Source organism: Lentibacillus halophilus (assembly GCF_039522485.1).
Classification (GTDB): Bacteria; Bacillota; Bacilli; order Bacillales; family Amphibacillaceae; genus Lentibacillus; species Lentibacillus halophilus.
The window spans coordinates 88,649-108,157 of sequence record NZ_BAAADM010000032.1; the positions used below are offsets into that span (position 1 = coordinate 88,649).

Consider the following 19,509-nt stretch of genomic DNA (forward strand, 5'->3'; position numbering starts at 1 on the left):
TACAATTCATTTTTGATTTTTTGGGTTTAAAAACAAGAGAATCATTTCATACGTATGAATAAAGGATTTTTAAATACGTGTATCGAATGTAGTTATTAGATTTGAAAACGGGAGGGGAATGGATGGCACGCAATCGTATATTCTCAATTATAGTTGGAGGGATCGCCCTCGTTGCTTTGTTACTTTTGCCGGCAATGGTACATATTTACTATACACCGTACTATTATGCCGTGGCTTCAATAATATTTTTAATGGTCCTGTATAACGTATTACGCAAGGATACGGATGAAATATTTTATCAGAAGTGGCGAAAGCAAAAGTCTAAGGGTTTTTGGTTTTATGTTGCTTGGAAAGGATTATGGTCATCGTTCGTCATTGTTGTGGTCGTTTGTTTTGGACAACTGTTTGGCAATAATTATACACCGTTAGCAATCTGGGCAGCTTTATCGACCGGAGAGCTTGTAGGCGTGCTGCTGCTCATAATGGTCTTCGGTTTTGCCAGTGCTGCTGGTTCGTGGTTCGACAATAACAAACGGTACGAACGAGTGATCGATGAACGTATGAAAAATGAATAGGGGAGTCGGGTGGAAACAGTGTACTGCAAGTTATTATGGCACTGGAGGTAGTCTATCTTCGCCGTGGCGGTCAATGTTTTCAACCTGAGTTATTATTGGTGAGACTAGGCATTGGCCTTAAACTCAGCCATTATTAGAGAAAGGATAATGTTGTATGACATTAGAAGGAAGTATCGTAGCGATAACGGTTTATGTATTATTTCTGCTTATGGCGTTGGCTCTCAGGTAGTTGTTGCAGCGGTTATGAATTTCTTTCTCGGGGTGTGTGTAATCTTTGGCTGGTTTTTCTACGCCTGGGACATCAGTGAATCCCTTTTCCTCGGTGGGTTATTACTGGGAGCGGTCTTACTTGCTGTTAGTGAGGCAGCCTTGATTATCACATTATTTGTTCGGCGGGATAAATTGATGGGAACATATCATGAACGAATGGATTTCGACGTTTCTGAACGGGGGGTAGCTACAGCCAACTCAGTTGCCGCGGCCAGACGGAGGGAAGCCATACGGCGGCAGCAACTAGCATGGTCACCGTTGACCCCCTTTTATTCGTCGTTCTATACCTGCAAGACGCCCTTTTCTCTGGATTTATCATTTAACTAATGGCATTTAAATACAGATCCAACGAAGACTCTGCTTCCTTTGTCACTAACTGAATAAAGTCATCATAATCTTTTTGGGTATGTGCTTTATCCAATGCTTCGTAATAATTCAATCGATTTTCAACTTTGATGACAATCGGTGGAAAGCCATCTTTCATAAGTTCAAGATTCAATAATAAACGCAATACACGACCATTACCATCGATGAAAGGGTGAATTCCAACAAATATAGCATGCAGCATAGTGCCGCGGGTAATGGGATGCAACGATTTTGCTTCGTGCTGATACCAATTCAGGAGATTCTCCATTTGTTCCGGAATGAAAAGTGCAGATGGCGGTGTATGTTCAGCACCTGAAATGAACACTTGCTGGTCCCGGTAGACACCGGCATAGTCATCATTAATTTCTTTTAAGATCAATTGATGCAAATTTTTTATTTGCCATTCTGATAAGGGTTCATTTTTTTTTACTATTTCTTCTACATACGCAATCGCATCACGATGATTAATAACCTCCAGGTGTTCACGCATCGTTTTTCCGCCGACAGTAATGCCTTCCAACACAACCTTTGTCTCGTTGATGGTTAATGTATTGCCCTCGATAGCATTGGAGTTGTATGTCCATTCGAGCCAAAGCTTTTCACGCAGACTGTTCAGTGTATAAGTTGGCAGTGGCCGGTTTGCATCAAGTCGAGCCTTTTTTTGATTGATTTGGTCAAACATAGCTATCATCTCCATGGATACTGATTCAACGTTCGGTGAAGCACCGCCTAAAACTATATTCTACATGAACGTATATCCCATTATCCAGACAAAAGGAATGTCGGATCGTTCACCTTCCCTCATTTTTAACCCTTGCCCGCAGATTCTCGCGGCAAGCCGATCGATTACGATGCAGCCACTTCATCTACTCGCCTCTTAATCCGCCGATAGTACAGCCAGGACTTTACCATCAAGAAGCTGTATTCCATAATTAAAAGACTGAATATCCCCATCTGCAACCAGCTTATATCCATTCCATCTGTTTGAACGAGATTGATATCCGTCATAATGAGCCCGATAAACATCAATACCACCGGCCCAAACAGTGCCATATACGTTATCATTATTCGCTTGGCATGTTTCAGCATGTGTGTACGGTCACTGTACAGCGTCGGTGGCGCTTCTTCCGTCTGGTATTCCTTAGCCCAGATGGCCCATTTAGCTAACACAACGTCGCTCGTGTACATAAGCTGCCACCCCGCTTGTTTATGCATATCAAAATAACTTGGGCGATGACTGTTCTGATAATCGACACAATAGCTTACTTTTCTTGCTTCACCTTCTTGGAAATGGAACCGGAGGCCGGCCATGCTGATGCGCGTCAGGTTATATCCATCTTCCTCCATATCCCGAAGCCATTGTTCCAGTTTATCAGGTGCATAATTCCAGCCGAATTTCCATTTTGTTACGATACGACCGGTCGTGGTGAAGAACGTTTCCCTGTTTTGGGTCTCTGTATGGCTATGTTGAAGTCGCTTAAGAGAACGATACAGCTTAATGAAGGAATAAGGCACCAAACCCCATACTACGATCAAATAAGCAATGGTTATCGCCCAAAACGGACTTCCCACAACATGAATACTCCCACCTGTCATTAAAACCAAGCCATTGATCAACAGGGGCATGAGTAATGTGAAAATATGATAGAGAAAGATGCTACCAAATACATACATTAATACTTTATTGCGCTTCATGAGTCCATCCCGAATAGGAAACATACGGATATTGTATGCAGGCTGATCATTGCGAAGGATCTGCCACTTGCGATGCTGCCATACAAGGTGCCATCCGTCATTTTCTAACGCAGCAGGCAATTCTGTGTTTTTGTCGTATTGAATTCGAAACGTAACATCTTTTGGTTCGCCTTTTTCAAAAACGAATTGCCGCTTCTGTGTCCTTAGCCTAATAAAATGATAGCCATGCGCAGCCATTTCACCGAGCCACTTTTCAGTTTTAGCGATATCATAACTCCAGAATGGCCGAATTGTTTGTATCGTCATCGCAGTTCCCCCTCAAATGTCATGGCGTTGGCGTGCAGTTCCTTAATCCTGGTGATTTCCTGCTGCATAATCTGCCGTCCCGTTTCCGTCATTTCATATATCTTTTTACGCTTGTCATCGGCGTAGACGGTAATGAGGCCATCCCGCTGCATTTTCGTCAATGTCCCGTAAACCGTTCCGGACCCTAAGCGAATTCTGCTATTTGTGATGGTCTCCACATGTTTGATAATACCGTATCCGTGCCGCGGTTCGACTAGGGAAATCAGGATGTAAAAAGCCGTTTCGGTCATAGGTATGTACGATTTGAATAACTTTGCTTGTTTCATGTCTCTCATCCTTTTACTATGTCACGTTACGACTGTATCACAGTGCGACATATATAGCAATGGTCTAAACACCGGGAATCCCTGGGGGAGGCAAGTATGAAACGTATGAAAAAACAACTGAACCAGAGCAGTTTTTTAGCTTCTTACGTGGTATAATAGTAGTGATTTGTACAAGGGGGGATGACCCTTGAAAGAAACACTGAAACAAATTTTAATTGAGATGCAAGGAGTGCGCACCGAAGTACAGGATTTACGTACAGGACAAAACGAGTTATGTACCGAGGTACAGCACTTGCGCACGGGTCAGACCGATCTGCACACAGATGTATCAGGCTTGAAACAGGGGCAGAAAAGGCTGGAGAAAGGCCAGGAACGGCTGCAAAAGAATTTGATCGACAGTCTGGGCGTATATACGGAGAGCATTATCGGTCATTTCGATAATAAGACCGATGTATTGAATCAACGGGTTTTCAAAATAGAAACGGAGATGAAAGGGCTAAGTAAGCCAATGATAATGGACATTATTAACCAATCTCGGCACTCGCATGTCGGGATTTTTTTATGAATCGAACGTTTTGGTTGGATAAATGCTTATTTATGGATACATCCTAAACGTATATGGTTTTAAAGGTGGAATGTATCGATGAACATAGCAAATATCATGACCGTGATTGGATTTGTTGCTGTTGTTTTTACCATTGCAATTCTGTTAGGGATTGGTGTTTACGTATTCTTCGTTGATCGTACACAGAAACAGCATCCGGTTCTCCGTAATTATCCGTTAGTAGGCAGGGTGCGTTACTTTTTTGAAAAGATTGGTCCGGAGCTGCGTCAGTATTTTTTCAATAATGACCGTGAAGGCAAACCAATTTCACGCGAGGAATATCAGCATATCATAAAAAAGGCCAAGTATAAGCGGGATGTGTACGGATTTGGTTCCCAGCGTGACTTTGAAAAAGAAGGGTATTACATCCGAAATGCTATGTTTCCCAAGCTGACCGAAGAAATCAAAATGGACAGAAACACGAAACAGAAAACCAATCGCTATTTGCTTGTCAAAGATCCATTGTTTACGCAAAGAGACGAGCATATTGAGGCGGATGATTCCCCCGTTTACTTACTGGATGAGGACGATACCATCGTTATCGGCAACAATTGCAAGTATCCATTTAAAGTGCGCGGACAGATTGGCATGTCGGCGATGAGCTATGGTTCATTGGGGGAACGTGCCATAACGGCCTTATCGGAGGGATTGGGCATTGCCAAGGGAACATGGATGAATACCGGTGAAGGTGGCTTATCCGATTATCATTTAAAAGGCGGCGCCGATATTATTATGCAAATTGGTCCAGGTAAATTTGGTGTCCGTGACAAAGAAGGCAATTTTAACTGGGATGAGTTATTGGAAAAAAGTAAAATACCCCAGCTGAAGGCGTTTGAAGTCAAACTTGCTCAGGGTGCCAAGACGCGCGGTGGGCATGTGGATGCGGAAAAAGTGACCGAGGAAATTGCCAGGATCCGAATGGTTGAACCACATCAATCGATTGACAGTCCGAACCGTTTTCCGGAGTTTGACGATGCCCCATCGCTGTTTAACTTCATTGAACGTATTCGGGAGCATACCGGTAAACCGGTTGGTATGAAGGTCGTTGTCGGCAGCCATTTCGATGCGGATGATTTAGCCAAGCAGATTCGGGACACCGGTAAAGGTCCGGATTTTATTACGGTTGATGGTGGTGAAGGTGGAACAGGTGCTTCCTATCAAGAACTGACCGACAGTGTCGGGCTTCCAATTAAATCGGCATTGCCACTTATGGACAACGCTTTAAAGAAATACGGTGTTCGTGATCGTGTTAAAATAATTGCATCGGGTAAGATGTTTTCGCCCGACAAAGTTGCTATTGCTATCGCGATGGGCGCCGATCTGGTTAACATTGCCCGCGCGTTCATGATAACCGTCGGCTGTATTCAGACACTTAAGTGCGCATCCAACGCCTGTCCCGTCGGTGTTGCCACAACGGATCCGGATTTACAAAAAGCCCTTGTCGTTGATGAAAAGAAATATCGCACAGCCAATTATGTTATAACGATGCGTAAAGGCTTATTCCGGGTTGCTGCGGCAGCCGGACTGAACTCCCCCGTGCATTTCAAACGGGAGCACGTTGTATATAAAGATGAAAAAGGCAAAACATGGTCGCTTGATGATATTTACCAATCAATGATCCAACCCGACGGTGAAGGGTCGGTGAACGCATGAACTGCTGATGGTTTCGCATCAGCGGTTTTTTATTTGATTGGATGTATAACTTGACGTAGGATGGTGAAGAAGTCTAAATATTTTCGTGTTTACTCCGTATCGGAAGGTGAGGGATAAAAAAACGCCCACAGATTGACGTTTCTTTGCTTTGGAAGCGGTTAGATTTTATTGGGGAAGGGAGCGACTTTTTTATGAGCATGTATCAATACGACTATTTAAAAAGATACAATCAGTTTTTGCTCATTACGGGGATTGTCGTGATTGCGTTCAATTTGCGCCCGGCGATAACATCGGTTGGCCCGCTCGTTGGTGTTATTGGCGATGAGCTTGGACTTGCAAATTGGAGCGTGGGAATCCTAACCAGCCTGCCCCTGGTGGCGTTTGCTGTGATGTCACCGGTTGCACCGAAACTGGGGGTGCGGTATACCAATGAAATCGTGCTGATATGGAGCATGATTGTACTCTTGGCAGGTATTATCATACGATCTGTTCCGTTTGTTGCTTTTCTTTTCAGTGGGACATTGCTGATTGGGCTAGGGATTGCGGTCTCCAACGTGCTGCTGCCAGGGGTTATTAAAGAGCGTTTTCCGAATCGGGTTGCACTGATGACGAGTGTGTACGCAACAGCGATGGGGCTTGTTGCGGCGCTGGCATCAGGAATTAGTGTTCCGCTCGCTAATATAGCCGGTGTCGGATGGGAGTTGTCGCTTGCTTTCTGGGGGCTTCCAACTATTGCGGGAATTGTTATTTGGATCTATTTTGTGAAACAGCGGCGCTCGGCGGATGAAGTCCGGGTTCAGTATGTTGCGGCAAGTGACGTCCGTATGTGGAAATCCCGCCTTGCCTGGGAAGTGGCCCTTTTTCTCGGTTTGCAGGCTTTTTTGTATTATGTCATTATTGCGTGGCTGCCGCAAATTTTACAGGACTATGGTACAAGCCAAGAGTTGGCCGGATGGCTGTTGTCATACAGTCAGTTTATTGGCTTACCGGTCGGTTTTTTGCTGCCGGTGATGGCTGGTAAACTCCGGTCACAAAGCATGCTGACCGTTGGTATTTGTGTGCTGGCCTTTATAGGAACGGTTGGTTTGCTGCTTGGACAGTCCAGTTTTACCATGTATGCAAGCGTAACGTTGATAGGTATCGCCTCTGGAGGATTATTCCCGCTGGCACTTGCCTTTTTAGGAATGCGCGCGAGTGATGCGCGGCAAGCAGCGGAATTATCCGGAATGGCACAAGCGCTTGGATATTTTTTAGCTGCCATCGGTCCTATTTTAATCGGGTATTTGAACGATATAACCCAAAGCTGGCAGCTGCCGTTAATAACGCTTTTGATCGTGTCAGCGCTTATGACCATTGCCGGCTATGGTGCAGGACGGAATCGGACAGTCGGGGATGAGTATGCTACCATGAGTGGAAAAAACGCCGAATAGTTCAGGACGATACTCGCGCGACAACAGGATCAACCCCCCCAGGGACAAGAAGCCCACCCCCACCTCGCAAAAAAAGCAACTGCAGCTCTTGCAGTCGCTTTTTTCCGATAACGCGTCAGTTCCCTGTCTCTTTAAAACCGGTGTTGGCTTTCACTTTAACTTTGGCGTATCGTTTGGCGTCGGCTTTGTTGCTCGACAGTACCGTGCCCACGTAACCTCCAAGGAATCCAAGTGGCACAGAGACGAGAGCAGGGTTGGAAAGCGGAAATAGGGGTTCGCCAACAAACAATGCTGCTCCTTCTGTCGGTGAAAATACGCTCGGACTCATGGACACAAGAATTAAAGCTGAAAACAACCCGACTAACATGGCTGTAACGGCACCGGATGTGTTAAACCTTTTCCAGTAGACTGTATAAAGGATGACCGGCAGATTGGCACTCGCTGCGATACAGAAGGCCAGTGAGACTAGAAATGCGACGTTCAAATATTGTGCAAACAAAGCCAGGACGATGGACAGGACTGATACGGCCAAAGCAGCATATCGGGCCGCGAGCATTTGTTGTTGGTCCGATGCTTTCCCTTTTTTAATGATTTGACCGTATAAGTCATGGGCAAAGGCAGAAGCACCAGATAAAACGAGTCCTGCGACAACGGCCAGAATAGTGGCAAATGCGACGGCGGATATGAATGCAAAGAGAATCTCGCCACCGATGGCCCTTGCCAGCAGTGGTGCGGCCATATTTCCACCTGGATTGGCTTCCATAATGTTAGTTTCGCCGACAAATGCTGCAGCTCCGAAGCCAAGGAATAACGTCAATACGTAAAAAATGCCAATGGTCCATGTGGCTGTTATGACGGAGCTCCGAGCCGTTTGGGCGTCTTTAACCGTGAAAAAACGCATGAGAATATGCGGCAATCCGGCCGTCCCCAGGACAAGCGCCAGCATGAGAGAAATGGTGTCAAGTGGCTGTGTATATTTCAGTCCTGGTTTCAAATAATCAGCTCCATGACTTGTGGCTGTTTTGACCTCAGTGAACATGGCCCCGATGTTAAAGTTAAACTTCAAAAGGACAAGAAATGAAATGATAAACATACCAGCCATCAATAGAACCGCTTTCACGATTTGTACCCAGCTTGTGGCGATCATACCACCGAACAGCACGTAAATGGTCATCATGACACCAACAATGAGAACAGCTATCCAATAAGGAATGTCAAACAATAGCTGAATAAGTGCGCCTGCCCCGACAAGCTGTGCAATCATATAAAATAAAGAAATCGTAACGGTACTCAATGCTGCCGATCCGCGTACCTTTTTGGCATCAAAGCGGGCATTGATCATATCGGCAAGGGTGTATTTTCCGAGGTTGCGCAGTGGTTCAGCGACCAAAAACAGCACAACGAGATAGGCGATCAAAAAACCGATGCTGTAAAAAAATCCATCAAACCCGTAAAGTGCTATCGATCCGGCAATACCGAGGAACGATGCTGCTGACAGATAGTCACCGGATATGGCAATGCCGTTTTGAAATCCGGTCAGACCGCCGCCGGCTGTATAAAAGTCGCCTGTTGTCTGTGTCTGCCTTGAGGCCCAATATGTGATAGCCAGGGTCAATGCAACGATGATCAGAAAAAGAATAATAACCGTCGGGCTCATGATGCCTTCCCTCCATTCTTAATCTGCTTCTCAATAATATCGTTTGCCTGTTTATCAAAGGAAGATGCTTTTTTTACATAAATGGTGCATAATACCCACGTCATAACAAATTGGGCAAATGCAAACACCCATACCCAGGAAATGTCACCAAACGCCGGTGTGTTCAAAAAGGTGGTGTATGACGTTAAAATCGGCAGTAAAAAATAAAAAATAAGAAAAAAGATGGTATACGGTATAATAAACTTCTTTCGGTCATGCATTAACGTTTGAAACTGACCGCTTTGTTCGACTTTTTCAAAGTCAATTGTTTGCGTGTTGTAACCAACGTTATCACTCATGAAACCCCTCCTCGGTTTGTTTGGATGGAAAAAGCGGGGGCTTTCCATCAACACAGGAAAATCCCCGACTGATAACGAATCGCTTTATTTTTCCATGGTGGACAAATCGCCTGTTGGCAGGTCAAGCTCCCATGACTTCAGTACACGCCGCATAATTTTGCCACTGCGTGTTTTGGGTAAAAAGTCGCGAATTTCTACTTCCCGTGGTGCGGCATGGGCGGCAAGTTTTTGTTTGACGAATTGACGCAGTTCCTCCTCGAGTTCATTGCTTTTCTCATACCCGGTTTTCAGCGCTACAAAGGCTTTGATAATTTGCCCGCGGACGGGATCTGGCTTTCCGATAACAGCGGCTTCAGCAACAGAAGGATGTTCAACAAGCTTACTTTCAACTTCAAACGGGCCGACCCGTTCGCCGGACGTCTGGATAACATCATCATCTCGACCCTCGAACCAGAAGTAGCCATCCTCATCCATTGTCGCTAAATCTCCGGATTCGAACCAGCCTTCAACAGGGAAGTATTTTTGAAACCGTTCGTCATTGTTCCAGACGCTGCGCAGCATGGATGGCCAGCCCGCTTTAATGCACAAGCGTCCCATTTGTCCCGGCGGCAATTCATTTCCTTCTTCATCCAGAATCGCTGCTTGCACCCCCGGGAATGGCCGCCCCATTGAACCGGGCTTCATCGGCATGGTCGGATAATTGGCGATAACGATGCCCCCGGTTTCCGTCATCCACCAGTGGTCATGGATGCGCAGGTTATAAATGTTCATACCCCAATGCACAACTTCCGCGTTCAACGGTTCTCCGACACTTAAGGCATGGCGAAGAGAACTCAGGTCAAATTGCTTCACTACGTCATCACCGGCTGCCATCAGTCTGCGGAAGGCCGTTGGTGCACTCAGCCAAACGGAAACACGATACTTTTCAATGGTTCCATACCAGTCCTCGGCACTGAAGCGGCCTCCTCGGACCAAGTTGGATATGCCGTTCAGCCATGGTCCGAAAATGCCATACGATGTCCCGGTCACCCAACCTGGATCAGCGGTGCACCAATAAATGTCATCTTCCTTCAAATCCAGCACCCATTTGGCCGTTTGATATTGCTGAATCATGGCGTTATGGACGTGCAGGACGCCTTTTGGCTTGCCGGTTGAACCGGATGTATAGTGAAGAATCATGCCGTCTTCCCGATCCATCCATTCGATGGTCAGATCTCGCGAAGCTTTCCCCATCTCCTCTTCAAATCGGTAAAACCGGACATCGCCATCTTCCGGCGCTTTTCCTTCGCCGACCAGAATAATATTTTCCAAATGCGGCAGTTCGTTATAAGGGACACGATCAAGCAACGACGGTGTTGTAATCAGCACAGAGGCCTCGCTATTTTCAAGCCGGTCACGCACAGCTTGTTCCATAAACGCTTCAAACAATGGGCCTGCTATGGCACCGATTTTAAAAATGCCCATCATACTGATATAGAGTTCCGGTGATCGAGGCATAAACAAAAACACACGGTCGCCTTTTTCCGTGCCTATATTGCGCAACACATTGCCAAACCGATTGGAAAGGAATGTCATGTCCTGGAATGTATAGGCTTCATCTCGCTCCTGATCGCTATAATACAGGGCGACTTTATTCCTTCGCCATGTTTCGGTATGACGGTCAATCGCTTCATAGGCCATATTGACTTTTCCAGTTTCATGCCAGGAAAACGCCTTTTCAACATCCGCCCATGCAAAATGGGAACATGCATCATGATAATCCGGCATATTAGCGCCGGACGTTACCGGTGCAAGGGTTTGATTCACGGTTATTCCTCCTTACTTTGATTAAAATGACCTGTATTTAACGACTCTTAAGCCTGATCGAAGGGGGATCACCTCCATGGTTACTGAAAGCGCTTACGTCATAGTATAGTAGATTAATGGCGGGATTGAGTTAAAATGTGTATCAATTGCTCACTTTTTTGTTTGAATCGTCAAAATAATGTGGCGAGTGGTTAATACTTAAATGTTTCCAATAAAATCTTTCTTGCTGAACGGCTGACAGGTAGTGTTGTGTTGTCTTTATCTTTCAACGTTACGTTGTAGGCACCATTGAACCATGGTGTGATCTCTCGGACATGATTCAAGTTGACGAGATAACTCCGGTGGGTCCGGAAAAAGGGGTGGTCTTGCAGTTTGTCTTCCAATTCCTGCAGGGTCATCCGACTTTCTATTATTTCATCATTCGTATGGATTTCCAGCATCCGTTTGGATGGAACAGCATAATAGATGGAATCGGGCGACAGAACAACCATACGCTCCCCATCATCAATCAACAATTTGGACGATGGGGTTGGCTGCTGGGATGATGCGGAGACAATTGGTTGTGCCGCATCGCTTTGTGGCAATTGTTTTCGAACCCGTTTCATCGCTTGTTCAAACCGGTTATCATCATAAGGTTTCAATAAATAGTCAACAGCTTCAATGTCAAAAGCATCCACTGCATACGTATCAAAGGCCGTTGTAAAAACAAACAACGGTGGGTGATGACCGTTGAGCTCTGTCATTTGTTTGGCTGCCTCAACGCCGGTCATTTCCGGCATTTGTACATCCAGAAAAACAACATCGGGTTTATGAGTGCTGAATAAGTCGATTAACTGATCTCCGGTTGTCGCACTGGGACAAATAGTGATATCAGGCTCCTCGTGCAACAAATAAATCAGTTCTTCGCGCGCCAGCTCTTCATCTTCTGCGATCATGACGCGAATGCGTTTCATATGCACCGCCTCCTTTTGTTTCGTTATAATACGGAACCGTAAATGTTACTTCGCTGCCGTGTTCTGGCAAATTGCGAATGTGCAGGCGCGCCGAATTTCCTAACAGATTGATAAGGCGCTGATTTACATTGGCAATGCCAGCCCCGCTTTGGTGGTGATCGTCCACCTGCACCATGCCATCGCTCGTCAATAGACGTTTATCAAAACCGGCCCCATTATCCTGAACTGCTATCCGGATGCCGTTTGTGGTGCTGTCCATGGTCACATGCACCTCACCGTCGTCTGTCACATTTTGCAGGCCGTGTTTAATGCTGTTTTCCACCAGCGGCTGAATAGTAGATGGAGGAATCAAGGCTTGATCCCCTTTGTTCGCTTTTGTCAAGTAAATGTGCAATCGATTGGCAAACCGCGTCTGGATGATCATTATATACGCTTCAACGTGTTCGATCTCTTTTTCCAGATGAACAAGCGATGATGCTGCTAGACGTATGTTAAATCGCATGTAGTGAGCCAGATTGACCGTGATTTTCCGTGCTTTTTCAGGGTCTTTCCGGAACAGTGCCGCAATCATATGAAGCGTATTGAATAAAAAGTGCGGATTGATTTGAGCTTGAAGGTTGCGCAGCTCGGCATCACGTATGTGTGATCTAAGGTTATCCGCGGCGATGGTATGCAACTGATTGGAAATCAATTGACCTAACCCCTGTGCAAGCATAATTTCAACCGGACGGACGTGCTGTGCTTTACGGAAGTAAAATTTAATCAGCCCCGATGATGCATTAGCATCGATAATGGGAATGATGATGGCGGACTCAAACGGGCATTTCGCGTGCGGGCATTGAATCTCCGAGCGCGAGTAGGCTATTTGCATCTGTCCGGAGGCAATAGCTTCACGGGAAAGCGGTGTAATGATCGGGTTGGACGGCTGATGGTGGTCGTCCCCCATTCCGACGTGTGCCAAAATTTCGCTTTCATCGGTCACTGATACCGCAGCCAACGTCAACCGGTCATAAAGCAATCGGGCGATTCCATAAGCCATCTCCCGGGAGGAGCCCATTTTTAAAAACGGCAGTGTCTCCTCTACAATTGTAAAAGCCTTTTTAGCCGATAGAGCTGCCTCATTTTCCTGTTCACGCAGAGCAATGCTGATTACGGCGGTGAAAATGGCGATGGCGATGCTGTTCGACAGTACGAGCGGCATGCCAATTATGTTTACCATATTGATCATAGTATCGGACCCTGGTTTGGCAATCAGCAGCATATGCATGTGCAGGATCGGTGGAAACACGCCGATGAATAAAGCCTTTAACGGAGAAATCACCCGTTCATTGGAAAAAAAGCGACCTGTCCATCCAGCAAGAAATCCGGTGACAGGGTTGACAAGACTGTTTGCGATAAAGCCTATGCCACCAAGAAAGAAAAGATGCCCTCCTGCTATGACGCCTGCTCCAAGCCCGACAACAGGGCCGCCCAACAGCCCGGCGATCACAATAGCAACAAGACTGGAACTGACAACCATTTCATCCTCACCGGCGGTCCAGACGAAAAACTGTTCCGTAATCGCCCCGTCTTCCAGAATCAGTCCTGTAAACGTACCGGCTATCCCGAATAGGCCAAACATAACGATATGGACCAGCGTCATTTTTTTACTGTATTCCTGGTCAAGCAAGGAACGGAATCCGGGGATACGTGTCAGAACAAACGCAAGCACAAGCAATAAACCGAGTCGCTCCGACAGAATCATCGTCAGGTGCATCAAGAGGAGCCCTCCTTCGTGTCAATCCCTGTATGCGCTTTAATATACACTCGCCGGAACGATTGGGTGCTTTCGTCATGGTGTTTTTTTAGCATTGATCCTATGAAAGCGCCTAAAAACCCAATGGGAATAGCAATAATACCCGGGTTCGCCATGGGAAAAAGCGGCCTTCTTGGAATCCAGCCTCCATCCGGATTCATAATGTTCGGTCCGAGTATAAGTAGTGTCAGAGAAGCAACCAATCCGGAGATCATTCCGATTAAGGCTCCCATCTCATTAAACCGCTTCCAGTAAATGGTGAACAACAGAACGGGGAGATTGCTCGATGCTGCAACGATGAACGTCAGCGACACGAGAAATGTTACATTGATATGCTGCAATCCGAGTGCAAACAACGTAGAAATAAACCCCACAACAAATGCAGTCCATTGTGCGGCGCGCAATTGTTTCTTCTCCGTCGTTTGTCCCTTTTTAATGATATGATGGTACACATCGTGTGAAAAAGCGGTCGTGGCTGAAATCACCAAGCCGGACACGACAGCGACAATGGTCGTAAACGCAATCGCTGCAATGAACGCCATCAGAAAGTCACCACCCAACTCCTTCGCGAGCAACGGGGCGGCCAAGTTTCCGGTCGGATCAGCGTCGACCAATATATGATGGCCGATCAGAGCAACAGCGCCAAATCCCAGTATGAGGGCGATAATGTAAAAGGCACCAATGATCCAGCTGGCCGTCAGAAGCGATTGTCGTACTTCGTGGGCATTGCGGACAGTGAACAGACGTATCAGAATATGCGGCAATCCTGCCGTTCCGAGAATCAGAGCCAAATGGAGCGACAGGCTTTCGAGCGGCTTATCGTATAGATTGCCCGGCTGGAAGAATTGTTCGCCCAGTGGTGTGCCTGCTTTTACCTGTTCGGTCAATTCCGCAATGTCCCAGCCAAAGCGTGCCAACACGATCAAGGCGAGTAGAAATGTTCCAGCCATGAGCACGACCGTTTTGACAATTTGCACCCACGACGTTGCAAACATACCGCCAAATACAACGTAAATCGTCATGAGACTGCCAATAACGAGAACCGATGTTGTATAATGAATATCAAGCAACAACTGAATCAAAAGCCCTGCTGCCACCAGTTGCGGTATCATATAAAGGATTGAAATGAGCAGGGCACTGATCGCCATCAGCCACCGCATACGTAGGGTCGGAAACCGGGAACAGATCACATCACCAAGGGAGTAAGTGCCTAAATGATGAACAGGCTCCGCCATGAAAAACAGAACAATTAAATAAGACACTAGAAAGCCGATCGCATATAAAAACCCATCAAAACCATTGATGGCGATAGTACCGATGATCCCTAAAAAGGACGCCGCACTTATGTAATCCCCCGCAATGGCCATCCCATTCTGAATGCCAGTCAGGCTGCCTGCTGCCACATAAAATTGATTCGTCGTCCTGCTCTGTTTCGCTGCCCAATACGTAATAATCAGCGTACAGACGATAATGCACAGAAAGAACAGAAAATAGGTAAGGTTCACATCGTCACCCTCTTTATACGACAGTCATTTAATATTATAAAATTAAAAATAATTTTATAACTAATCCTACCTTATTTCGCGGTGCTCGTAAAGAAGGAACATGGGTTGTTTTTCCAACCTATAAAATGGGTAATTTAATAGACGTCATCGCTTGCAAGAAATCATGGAGTTGGACAGTATTGAAGATTATTGTGGAAATGATGGAGACAACGGAGGTTTCCCTGTATAAACCTGTATGCAACTGCTTTTCAGGTATACGGGTTACGAAAGTCGGTGCGTGGGCATAGGCTATCATGCAGTGATTTATGATCTGAAGGAGGAATAGGCCTATGCTACCGACACAAGAAATTTATTGGCTGCAGGAATTAAACAATTGGGCAGAACAATGTGAAGAATCAATAACTCATTTAAAGTATCGGGACAATGTCACTGAGGAAGGGGAGGCAGACATTGATAACTGGCTGAATCGGTTTAGCCAACTGCGGGGAGACATTCATGATTCCCGTGCCCAGATTGATGGGGATGATGCCGGGGAGGTGGATGTTGATGATCATGTCTACTCTCTGCAGAACAAGGCTGAATCGTTAAGAGAACAGGTCGCATCCTTTGTACAAGAGCTTCCGAATGCTGATATACAAGAGGAAGAGACAGCGGACAATAACACGGAATCCGGGCCACCGAAAATACCGGTTGATGATACGGAAGACTACCGAACAGATATGGTGACGGATGATATGGCAACCGAACAGACAGAAACAGCGACAAGTGACGATGTGACCACCGAACACGTGGAAATGGCGAACAATAACACGATAACTGAACAAACGGAAGAAGCGAGCAACAATGTAGGTGATGATCGGAAAGAATCGAATGATGAGACCAATGACGGCTGGCAATCGTCCTGGACCGTTCCGATTGGTAAGCATAAACTTCCACCACTGCCATACGCTTATAATGCATTGGAACCACATATCAGTGAGGAAATCATGCGGCTGCATCACGACAAGCACCACAAAGGTTATGTGGAAGGCCTTAATAAAGCCGAAAAAGAAATGGAGAAGGCAAGAAAACGTGGTGACTTCTCCCTGATCCGGCATTGGGAAGACGAAGCCGCCTTTAATGGTGCCGGCCACTATTTGCACACAATTTTCTGGTATAATATGTCCCCGAATGGCGGCGGTAAACCAAGCGGCCGAATCAAACAAGAAATCAATCGTACCTTTGGAGGTTGGGAGAAATTCAAGGAACACTTCTCCAACGCAGCGGAAAAGGTGCAAGCGGTCGGCTGGGCAATGCTCGTGTGGTCACCACGATCACACCGGACTGAAATATTGCAGGCTGAAAAACATCAAAACCTGTCCCAGCAGGATATGATTCCATTATTAGTACTGGATGTGTGGGAACATGCCTATTACTTACAGTACCAAACGAAACGCAAAGACTACATTGACGCATGGTGGAACGTCGTTAACTGGGACGATGTCAACAAGCGGCTGGAAGTAGCGCAAAACGTACAATGGACGCCATTTTAAAGCGGTGTCGCAGGCTGGGCAGTAGCATTACTGGTCAGCCTTTCTTTAAGGTTTAAAACACGGCCATTTGTGAAAAATAAAGCTACATACAATTATAAGGAGGCGTCTGAAGAGTGCTTCTTGCCATCATTCTATTATTATTTGCATCATTATTCTTTTCTGGCAGTGAAACCGCCCTGACGGCCATCAACAAGATGAAACTCCAGACAATGGCCAAAAATAATCATAAGAAGGCTGAAAAGCTATTGGACTTCATTTCCAAACCCAACGAGTTTATTACAACGATATTGATCGGCAATAACATAGCTAACATTATGTTACCGACGCTCGTGACGACGCTGGCGATTCAATACAATTTTCAGGTAGGACTAGCCTCGGCTATTCTGACCGTAACCATTCTTGTCTTTTCCGAGGTGCTTCCCAAATCGATTGCAGCGGCATTTCCGGATAAAATCTCCCTTGTCATTTATCCGGTCATCCGGTTTTTTGTCCTTATTTTTAAACCGGTAACCATTATTCTTAATGGGATGACTGACGCGATTACGAACGCCTTGGCAAAGGGACAGCCCTCGGATGAATCGGTATCCAAAGATGATCTGCGCGCCATGGTGGATATTGCCGACTCGGAAGGAACGTTTGATCAGGCGGAATCCCATCGTATTAAAGGGGTGCTCGACTTTTACAATCTGGATATAAAAGATGTCCTCCAGACACCAAGGGTTGATATCACCGCTCTGCCCATTACAGCCTCGTTTACGGAGGTGCGCGACGTCGTCATTCAAAATCCGTATACACGTTATCCGGTTTATCGGGAAGATATCGATGACATTATCGCCGTTTTTCATTCCAAGTATTTGTTGTCATGGGGAGAAGATCCGGACCAACCACTTGAGGCGTTCTGCTATATGGATCCCTTGATGGTGTATGAATTCCAGCCGACGGAATGGGTATTCCGCAAAATGACGAAACAGAAAAAGCATATGGCCATCATACTGGACGAGTACGGTGGTACGGAAGGAATATTGACCCACGAAGATGTGATTGAAGCGATGATTGGTCTGGAAATTGAAGATGAAATGGACGTGGCTAACGATACAACGATTGAGAAAGTCACCGACACCGAAATCATCTGTGATGGCAAAATAACACTGCACCGGCTGAATTCCATCTTCGGCACGGAAATTCCGGAAGAAGAAGATGTTCTCGCCGGCTATTTGTTAAAAGAAATAAATGACTTTCCGGAAGAAGGGCACGTACTCGAGCGAAACGATTTAACATTTAAAGTGCTGGTCGTGGAAGGACGGATGATTAGAAAAGTGCAGATTGTGAAGTAAACACACCGGTCTATGAAAAGAGTGACTTGCATTAGAATGGATGCTCACCCTATATTTTCTCGGAGACTGCTGATTACGTACAACAATTGGGAAGGATTACTTTTTTTAAAACACTTATTCCGCATAAAAATACAGCACTTTACCAGTAACAGCATCGACTTCAGCTTCTGCTTCTCCTCCGTTTGTCAGTTCGATTTCGACGTCGTAAATGTAGCGATCATCATCTTCATCAAGCTGGGCTTCAACGCCGGACTTTTTCGCTTCACCGTCAACATGTTTTAATACAATGTCACTCGCTTCCACTGCTGTAATCAGGCCATCGTTTTTATCTCCGGGATTTACGTCCGGAGATTCCTGATTCGTTTCGCTGTTATCCGGTTTGTCGCCATCGTGCTTCTTTTTGTTGTTATCCTGTTGGTCATTTTCTTGTTGTTTCTTTTCATTAGATCCATCGTTTTTTTGTTCGTTCTTTGAATCCGACCGTTCACCTTGCTCGATGGCATTCATGCTTAAGATGGATCCATCCGCATCATCGATTTGAACTTGATAGGTTCGTTCGTTTTTTCGCAGCCGGACCATATAATCCCCGTTTTCCTCTGTAGCATCTTCAATGGTTCCGCCGTACAATGTTTGCGCCCGTTCACTTGCTGCTTGCATTGAAAGGGTGTCTGATTGAAATGGCCAAAAGTAAACGAGGCAGACAATCAAAAGAACGCAAGCCGCCAATAGCAAACTTATTCGCTTAATCATCTTCTGACTGCCTCCTCTCTGTTACGTCACCAGGCAAACAAACAATAAATTGGGTGCCACGCGGCTCATTACCTTCAATTTCAATGGTTCCACCGTGCGCCTGAACGATTTGAAATGCCAGTGATAAGCCAAGCCCCGTCCCGCCTTTGTTACGGCTTCGTGCCTTATCAATTCGAAAGAAACGGTCAAAGACTTGCTCTCGTTCTTCCGGATCGATGCCAGGTCCATTGTCTGCCACAGTAAACACGATTCCGTTGTCATCTGTGGTTAATGTCAGATGAATCGGTTCATCGCCATATTTAATCGCGTTATCGAGCAGAATAAACAGCAGCTGCTGCCACTTTTCTGCGTCAATTTGCATCGTTAGCTCCGGTCCGGTCAGCGTTATGTCATCTTTTGTTACATGCTTCATGCGCTGAACGGCTTCTCTACTTAATTGGGTAATGTTTTGACGTTCTAAGTTCAGGGCACTCTGCTGATCGTGCCGGGCTAAGTCTAGCAGCTGTTCTACCAAATGCTGCATTCGTTTCGTTTCAGAATGAATAGCTTCAATTGCTTCATCACGGACCTCAGGGTCATTTTTTCCCCAGCGGCCCAGCACACTAGAATAACTG

Annotated in this window: 18 protein-coding genes; 7 read left to right on the plus strand and 11 right to left on the minus strand. The window is 45.9% G+C overall.

What is annotated here, in order from left to right:
* Nucleotides 1–122: 122 nt before the first annotated feature.
* Together ABDZ72_RS06475 and ABDZ72_RS06480 are read left to right on the plus strand one after the other, a co-directional pair.
* Complete coding sequence (locus ABDZ72_RS06475) at nt 123–575, plus strand: hypothetical protein (RefSeq protein ID WP_343751898.1); 453 nt, start codon at nt 123–125, stop codon at nt 573–575.
* A 111-nt stretch (nt 576–686) separates the two neighbouring features.
* On the plus strand, nt 687–1,172 hold the full coding sequence (locus ABDZ72_RS06480; RefSeq protein ID WP_343751899.1) for a hypothetical protein: 486 nt from the start codon (nt 687–689) through the stop codon (nt 1,170–1,172).
* Here ABDZ72_RS06480 and ABDZ72_RS06485 read toward each other — a convergent pair.
* The 3 genes from ABDZ72_RS06485 to ABDZ72_RS06495 all read right to left on the minus strand — a co-directional run bounded on the left by ABDZ72_RS06485 (nt 1,165) and on the right by ABDZ72_RS06495 (nt 3,538).
* Nucleotides 1,165–1,893: a Fic family protein gene (locus ABDZ72_RS06485; protein ID WP_343751900.1), complete on the minus strand. Its 729-nt coding sequence runs from the start codon at nt 1,891–1,893 to the stop codon at nt 1,165–1,167. The genes ABDZ72_RS06480 and ABDZ72_RS06485 overlap by 8 nt on opposite strands.
* A 164-nt stretch (nt 1,894–2,057) precedes the next feature.
* On the minus strand, nt 2,058–3,212 hold the full coding sequence (locus ABDZ72_RS06490; RefSeq protein WP_343751902.1) for a DUF2812 domain-containing protein: 1,155 nt from the start codon (nt 3,210–3,212) through the stop codon (nt 2,058–2,060).
* A complete protein-coding gene (locus ABDZ72_RS06495) occupies nt 3,209–3,538 on the minus strand; it encodes a PadR family transcriptional regulator (RefSeq protein WP_343751903.1) in 330 nt (109 codons plus the stop codon). Before ABDZ72_RS06495 ends, ABDZ72_RS06490 begins: the two co-directional genes overlap by 4 nt.
* Nucleotides 3,539–3,725: 187 nt before the next feature.
* On the opposite strand from ABDZ72_RS06495, the gene ABDZ72_RS06500 reads away from it, so the two are divergent.
* The 3 genes from ABDZ72_RS06500 (at nt 3,726) to ABDZ72_RS06510 (ending at nt 7,225) form a co-directional block, all read left to right on the plus strand.
* Entirely contained in the window at nt 3,726–4,103 is a 378-nt protein-coding gene (locus ABDZ72_RS06500; RefSeq protein ID WP_343751904.1) for a hypothetical protein, read from the plus strand.
* 78 nt (nt 4,104–4,181) lie between these two features.
* Nucleotides 4,182–5,795 carry an FMN-binding glutamate synthase family protein gene (locus ABDZ72_RS06505; RefSeq protein ID WP_343751905.1) on the plus strand — a complete coding sequence of 538 codons (1,614 nt, stop codon included), beginning with the start codon at nt 4,182–4,184 and terminating at the stop codon, nt 5,793–5,795.
* A 191-nt stretch (nt 5,796–5,986) separates the two neighbouring features.
* The gene (locus ABDZ72_RS06510; RefSeq protein ID WP_343751906.1) at nt 5,987–7,225 is read left to right on the plus strand and encodes a CynX/NimT family MFS transporter; all 1,239 of its coding nucleotides are present in this window, start codon (nt 5,987–5,989) and stop codon (nt 7,223–7,225) included.
* Between the two features lie 115 nt (nt 7,226–7,340).
* Here the strand turns inward: ABDZ72_RS06510 and ABDZ72_RS06515 are convergent, their stop codons facing one another.
* The 6 genes from ABDZ72_RS06515 to ABDZ72_RS06540 form a co-directional block, all read right to left on the minus strand.
* Complete coding sequence (locus tag ABDZ72_RS06515) at nt 7,341–8,882, minus strand: solute symporter family protein (protein WP_343751907.1); 1,542 nt, start codon at nt 8,880–8,882, stop codon at nt 7,341–7,343.
* Nucleotides 8,879–9,220, minus strand: a complete 342-nt coding sequence (locus tag ABDZ72_RS06520) for a DUF485 domain-containing protein (protein WP_343751908.1) — start codon at nt 9,218–9,220, stop codon at nt 8,879–8,881. The genes ABDZ72_RS06515 and ABDZ72_RS06520 overlap by 4 nt, the downstream gene beginning before the upstream one ends.
* Before the next feature lie 84 nt (nt 9,221–9,304).
* Nucleotides 9,305–11,026, minus strand: coding sequence for an acetate--CoA ligase (gene acsA, locus ABDZ72_RS06525; protein WP_343751910.1), 1,722 nt, complete (start codon nt 11,024–11,026; stop codon nt 9,305–9,307).
* A 191-nt stretch (nt 11,027–11,217) separates the two neighbouring features.
* Nucleotides 11,218–11,979 (minus strand): LytR/AlgR family response regulator transcription factor, encoded by a 762-nt coding sequence (locus ABDZ72_RS06530; RefSeq protein ID WP_343751911.1) that lies wholly within the window; start codon nt 11,977–11,979, stop codon nt 11,218–11,220.
* Entirely contained in the window at nt 11,945–13,735 is a 1,791-nt protein-coding gene (locus ABDZ72_RS06535; protein WP_343751982.1) for a LytS/YhcK type 5TM receptor domain-containing protein, read from the minus strand. Before ABDZ72_RS06535 ends, ABDZ72_RS06530 begins: the two co-directional genes overlap by 35 nt.
* Nucleotides 13,735–15,279 (minus strand): solute symporter family protein, encoded by a 1,545-nt coding sequence (locus ABDZ72_RS06540; RefSeq protein ID WP_343751912.1) that lies wholly within the window; start codon nt 15,277–15,279, stop codon nt 13,735–13,737. The genes ABDZ72_RS06535 and ABDZ72_RS06540 overlap by 1 nt, the downstream gene beginning before the upstream one ends.
* 734 nt (nt 15,280–16,013) lie before the next feature.
* On the opposite strand from ABDZ72_RS06540, the gene ABDZ72_RS06545 reads away from it, so the two are divergent.
* Together ABDZ72_RS06545 and ABDZ72_RS06550 are read left to right on the plus strand one after the other, a co-directional pair.
* Nucleotides 16,014–16,811 carry a superoxide dismutase gene (locus tag ABDZ72_RS06545; RefSeq protein ID WP_425542359.1) on the plus strand — a complete coding sequence of 266 codons (798 nt, stop codon included), beginning with the start codon at nt 16,014–16,016 and terminating at the stop codon, nt 16,809–16,811.
* A gap of 113 nt (nt 16,812–16,924) precedes the next feature.
* Nucleotides 16,925–18,145, plus strand: a complete 1,221-nt coding sequence (locus ABDZ72_RS06550) for a hemolysin family protein (protein ID WP_343751914.1) — start codon at nt 16,925–16,927, stop codon at nt 18,143–18,145.
* A gap of 114 nt (nt 18,146–18,259) precedes the next feature.
* On the opposite strand, the gene ABDZ72_RS06555 is transcribed toward ABDZ72_RS06550, so the two are convergent.
* The gene (locus tag ABDZ72_RS06555) at nt 18,260–18,895 is read right to left on the minus strand and encodes a PepSY domain-containing protein (protein ID WP_343751916.1); all 636 of its coding nucleotides are present in this window, start codon (nt 18,893–18,895) and stop codon (nt 18,260–18,262) included.
* The coding region (locus ABDZ72_RS06560) for a sensor histidine kinase (RefSeq protein WP_343751917.1) at nt 18,888–19,509 on the minus strand (622 nt) is incomplete at its 5' end. The genes ABDZ72_RS06560 and ABDZ72_RS06555, both read right to left, overlap by 8 nt.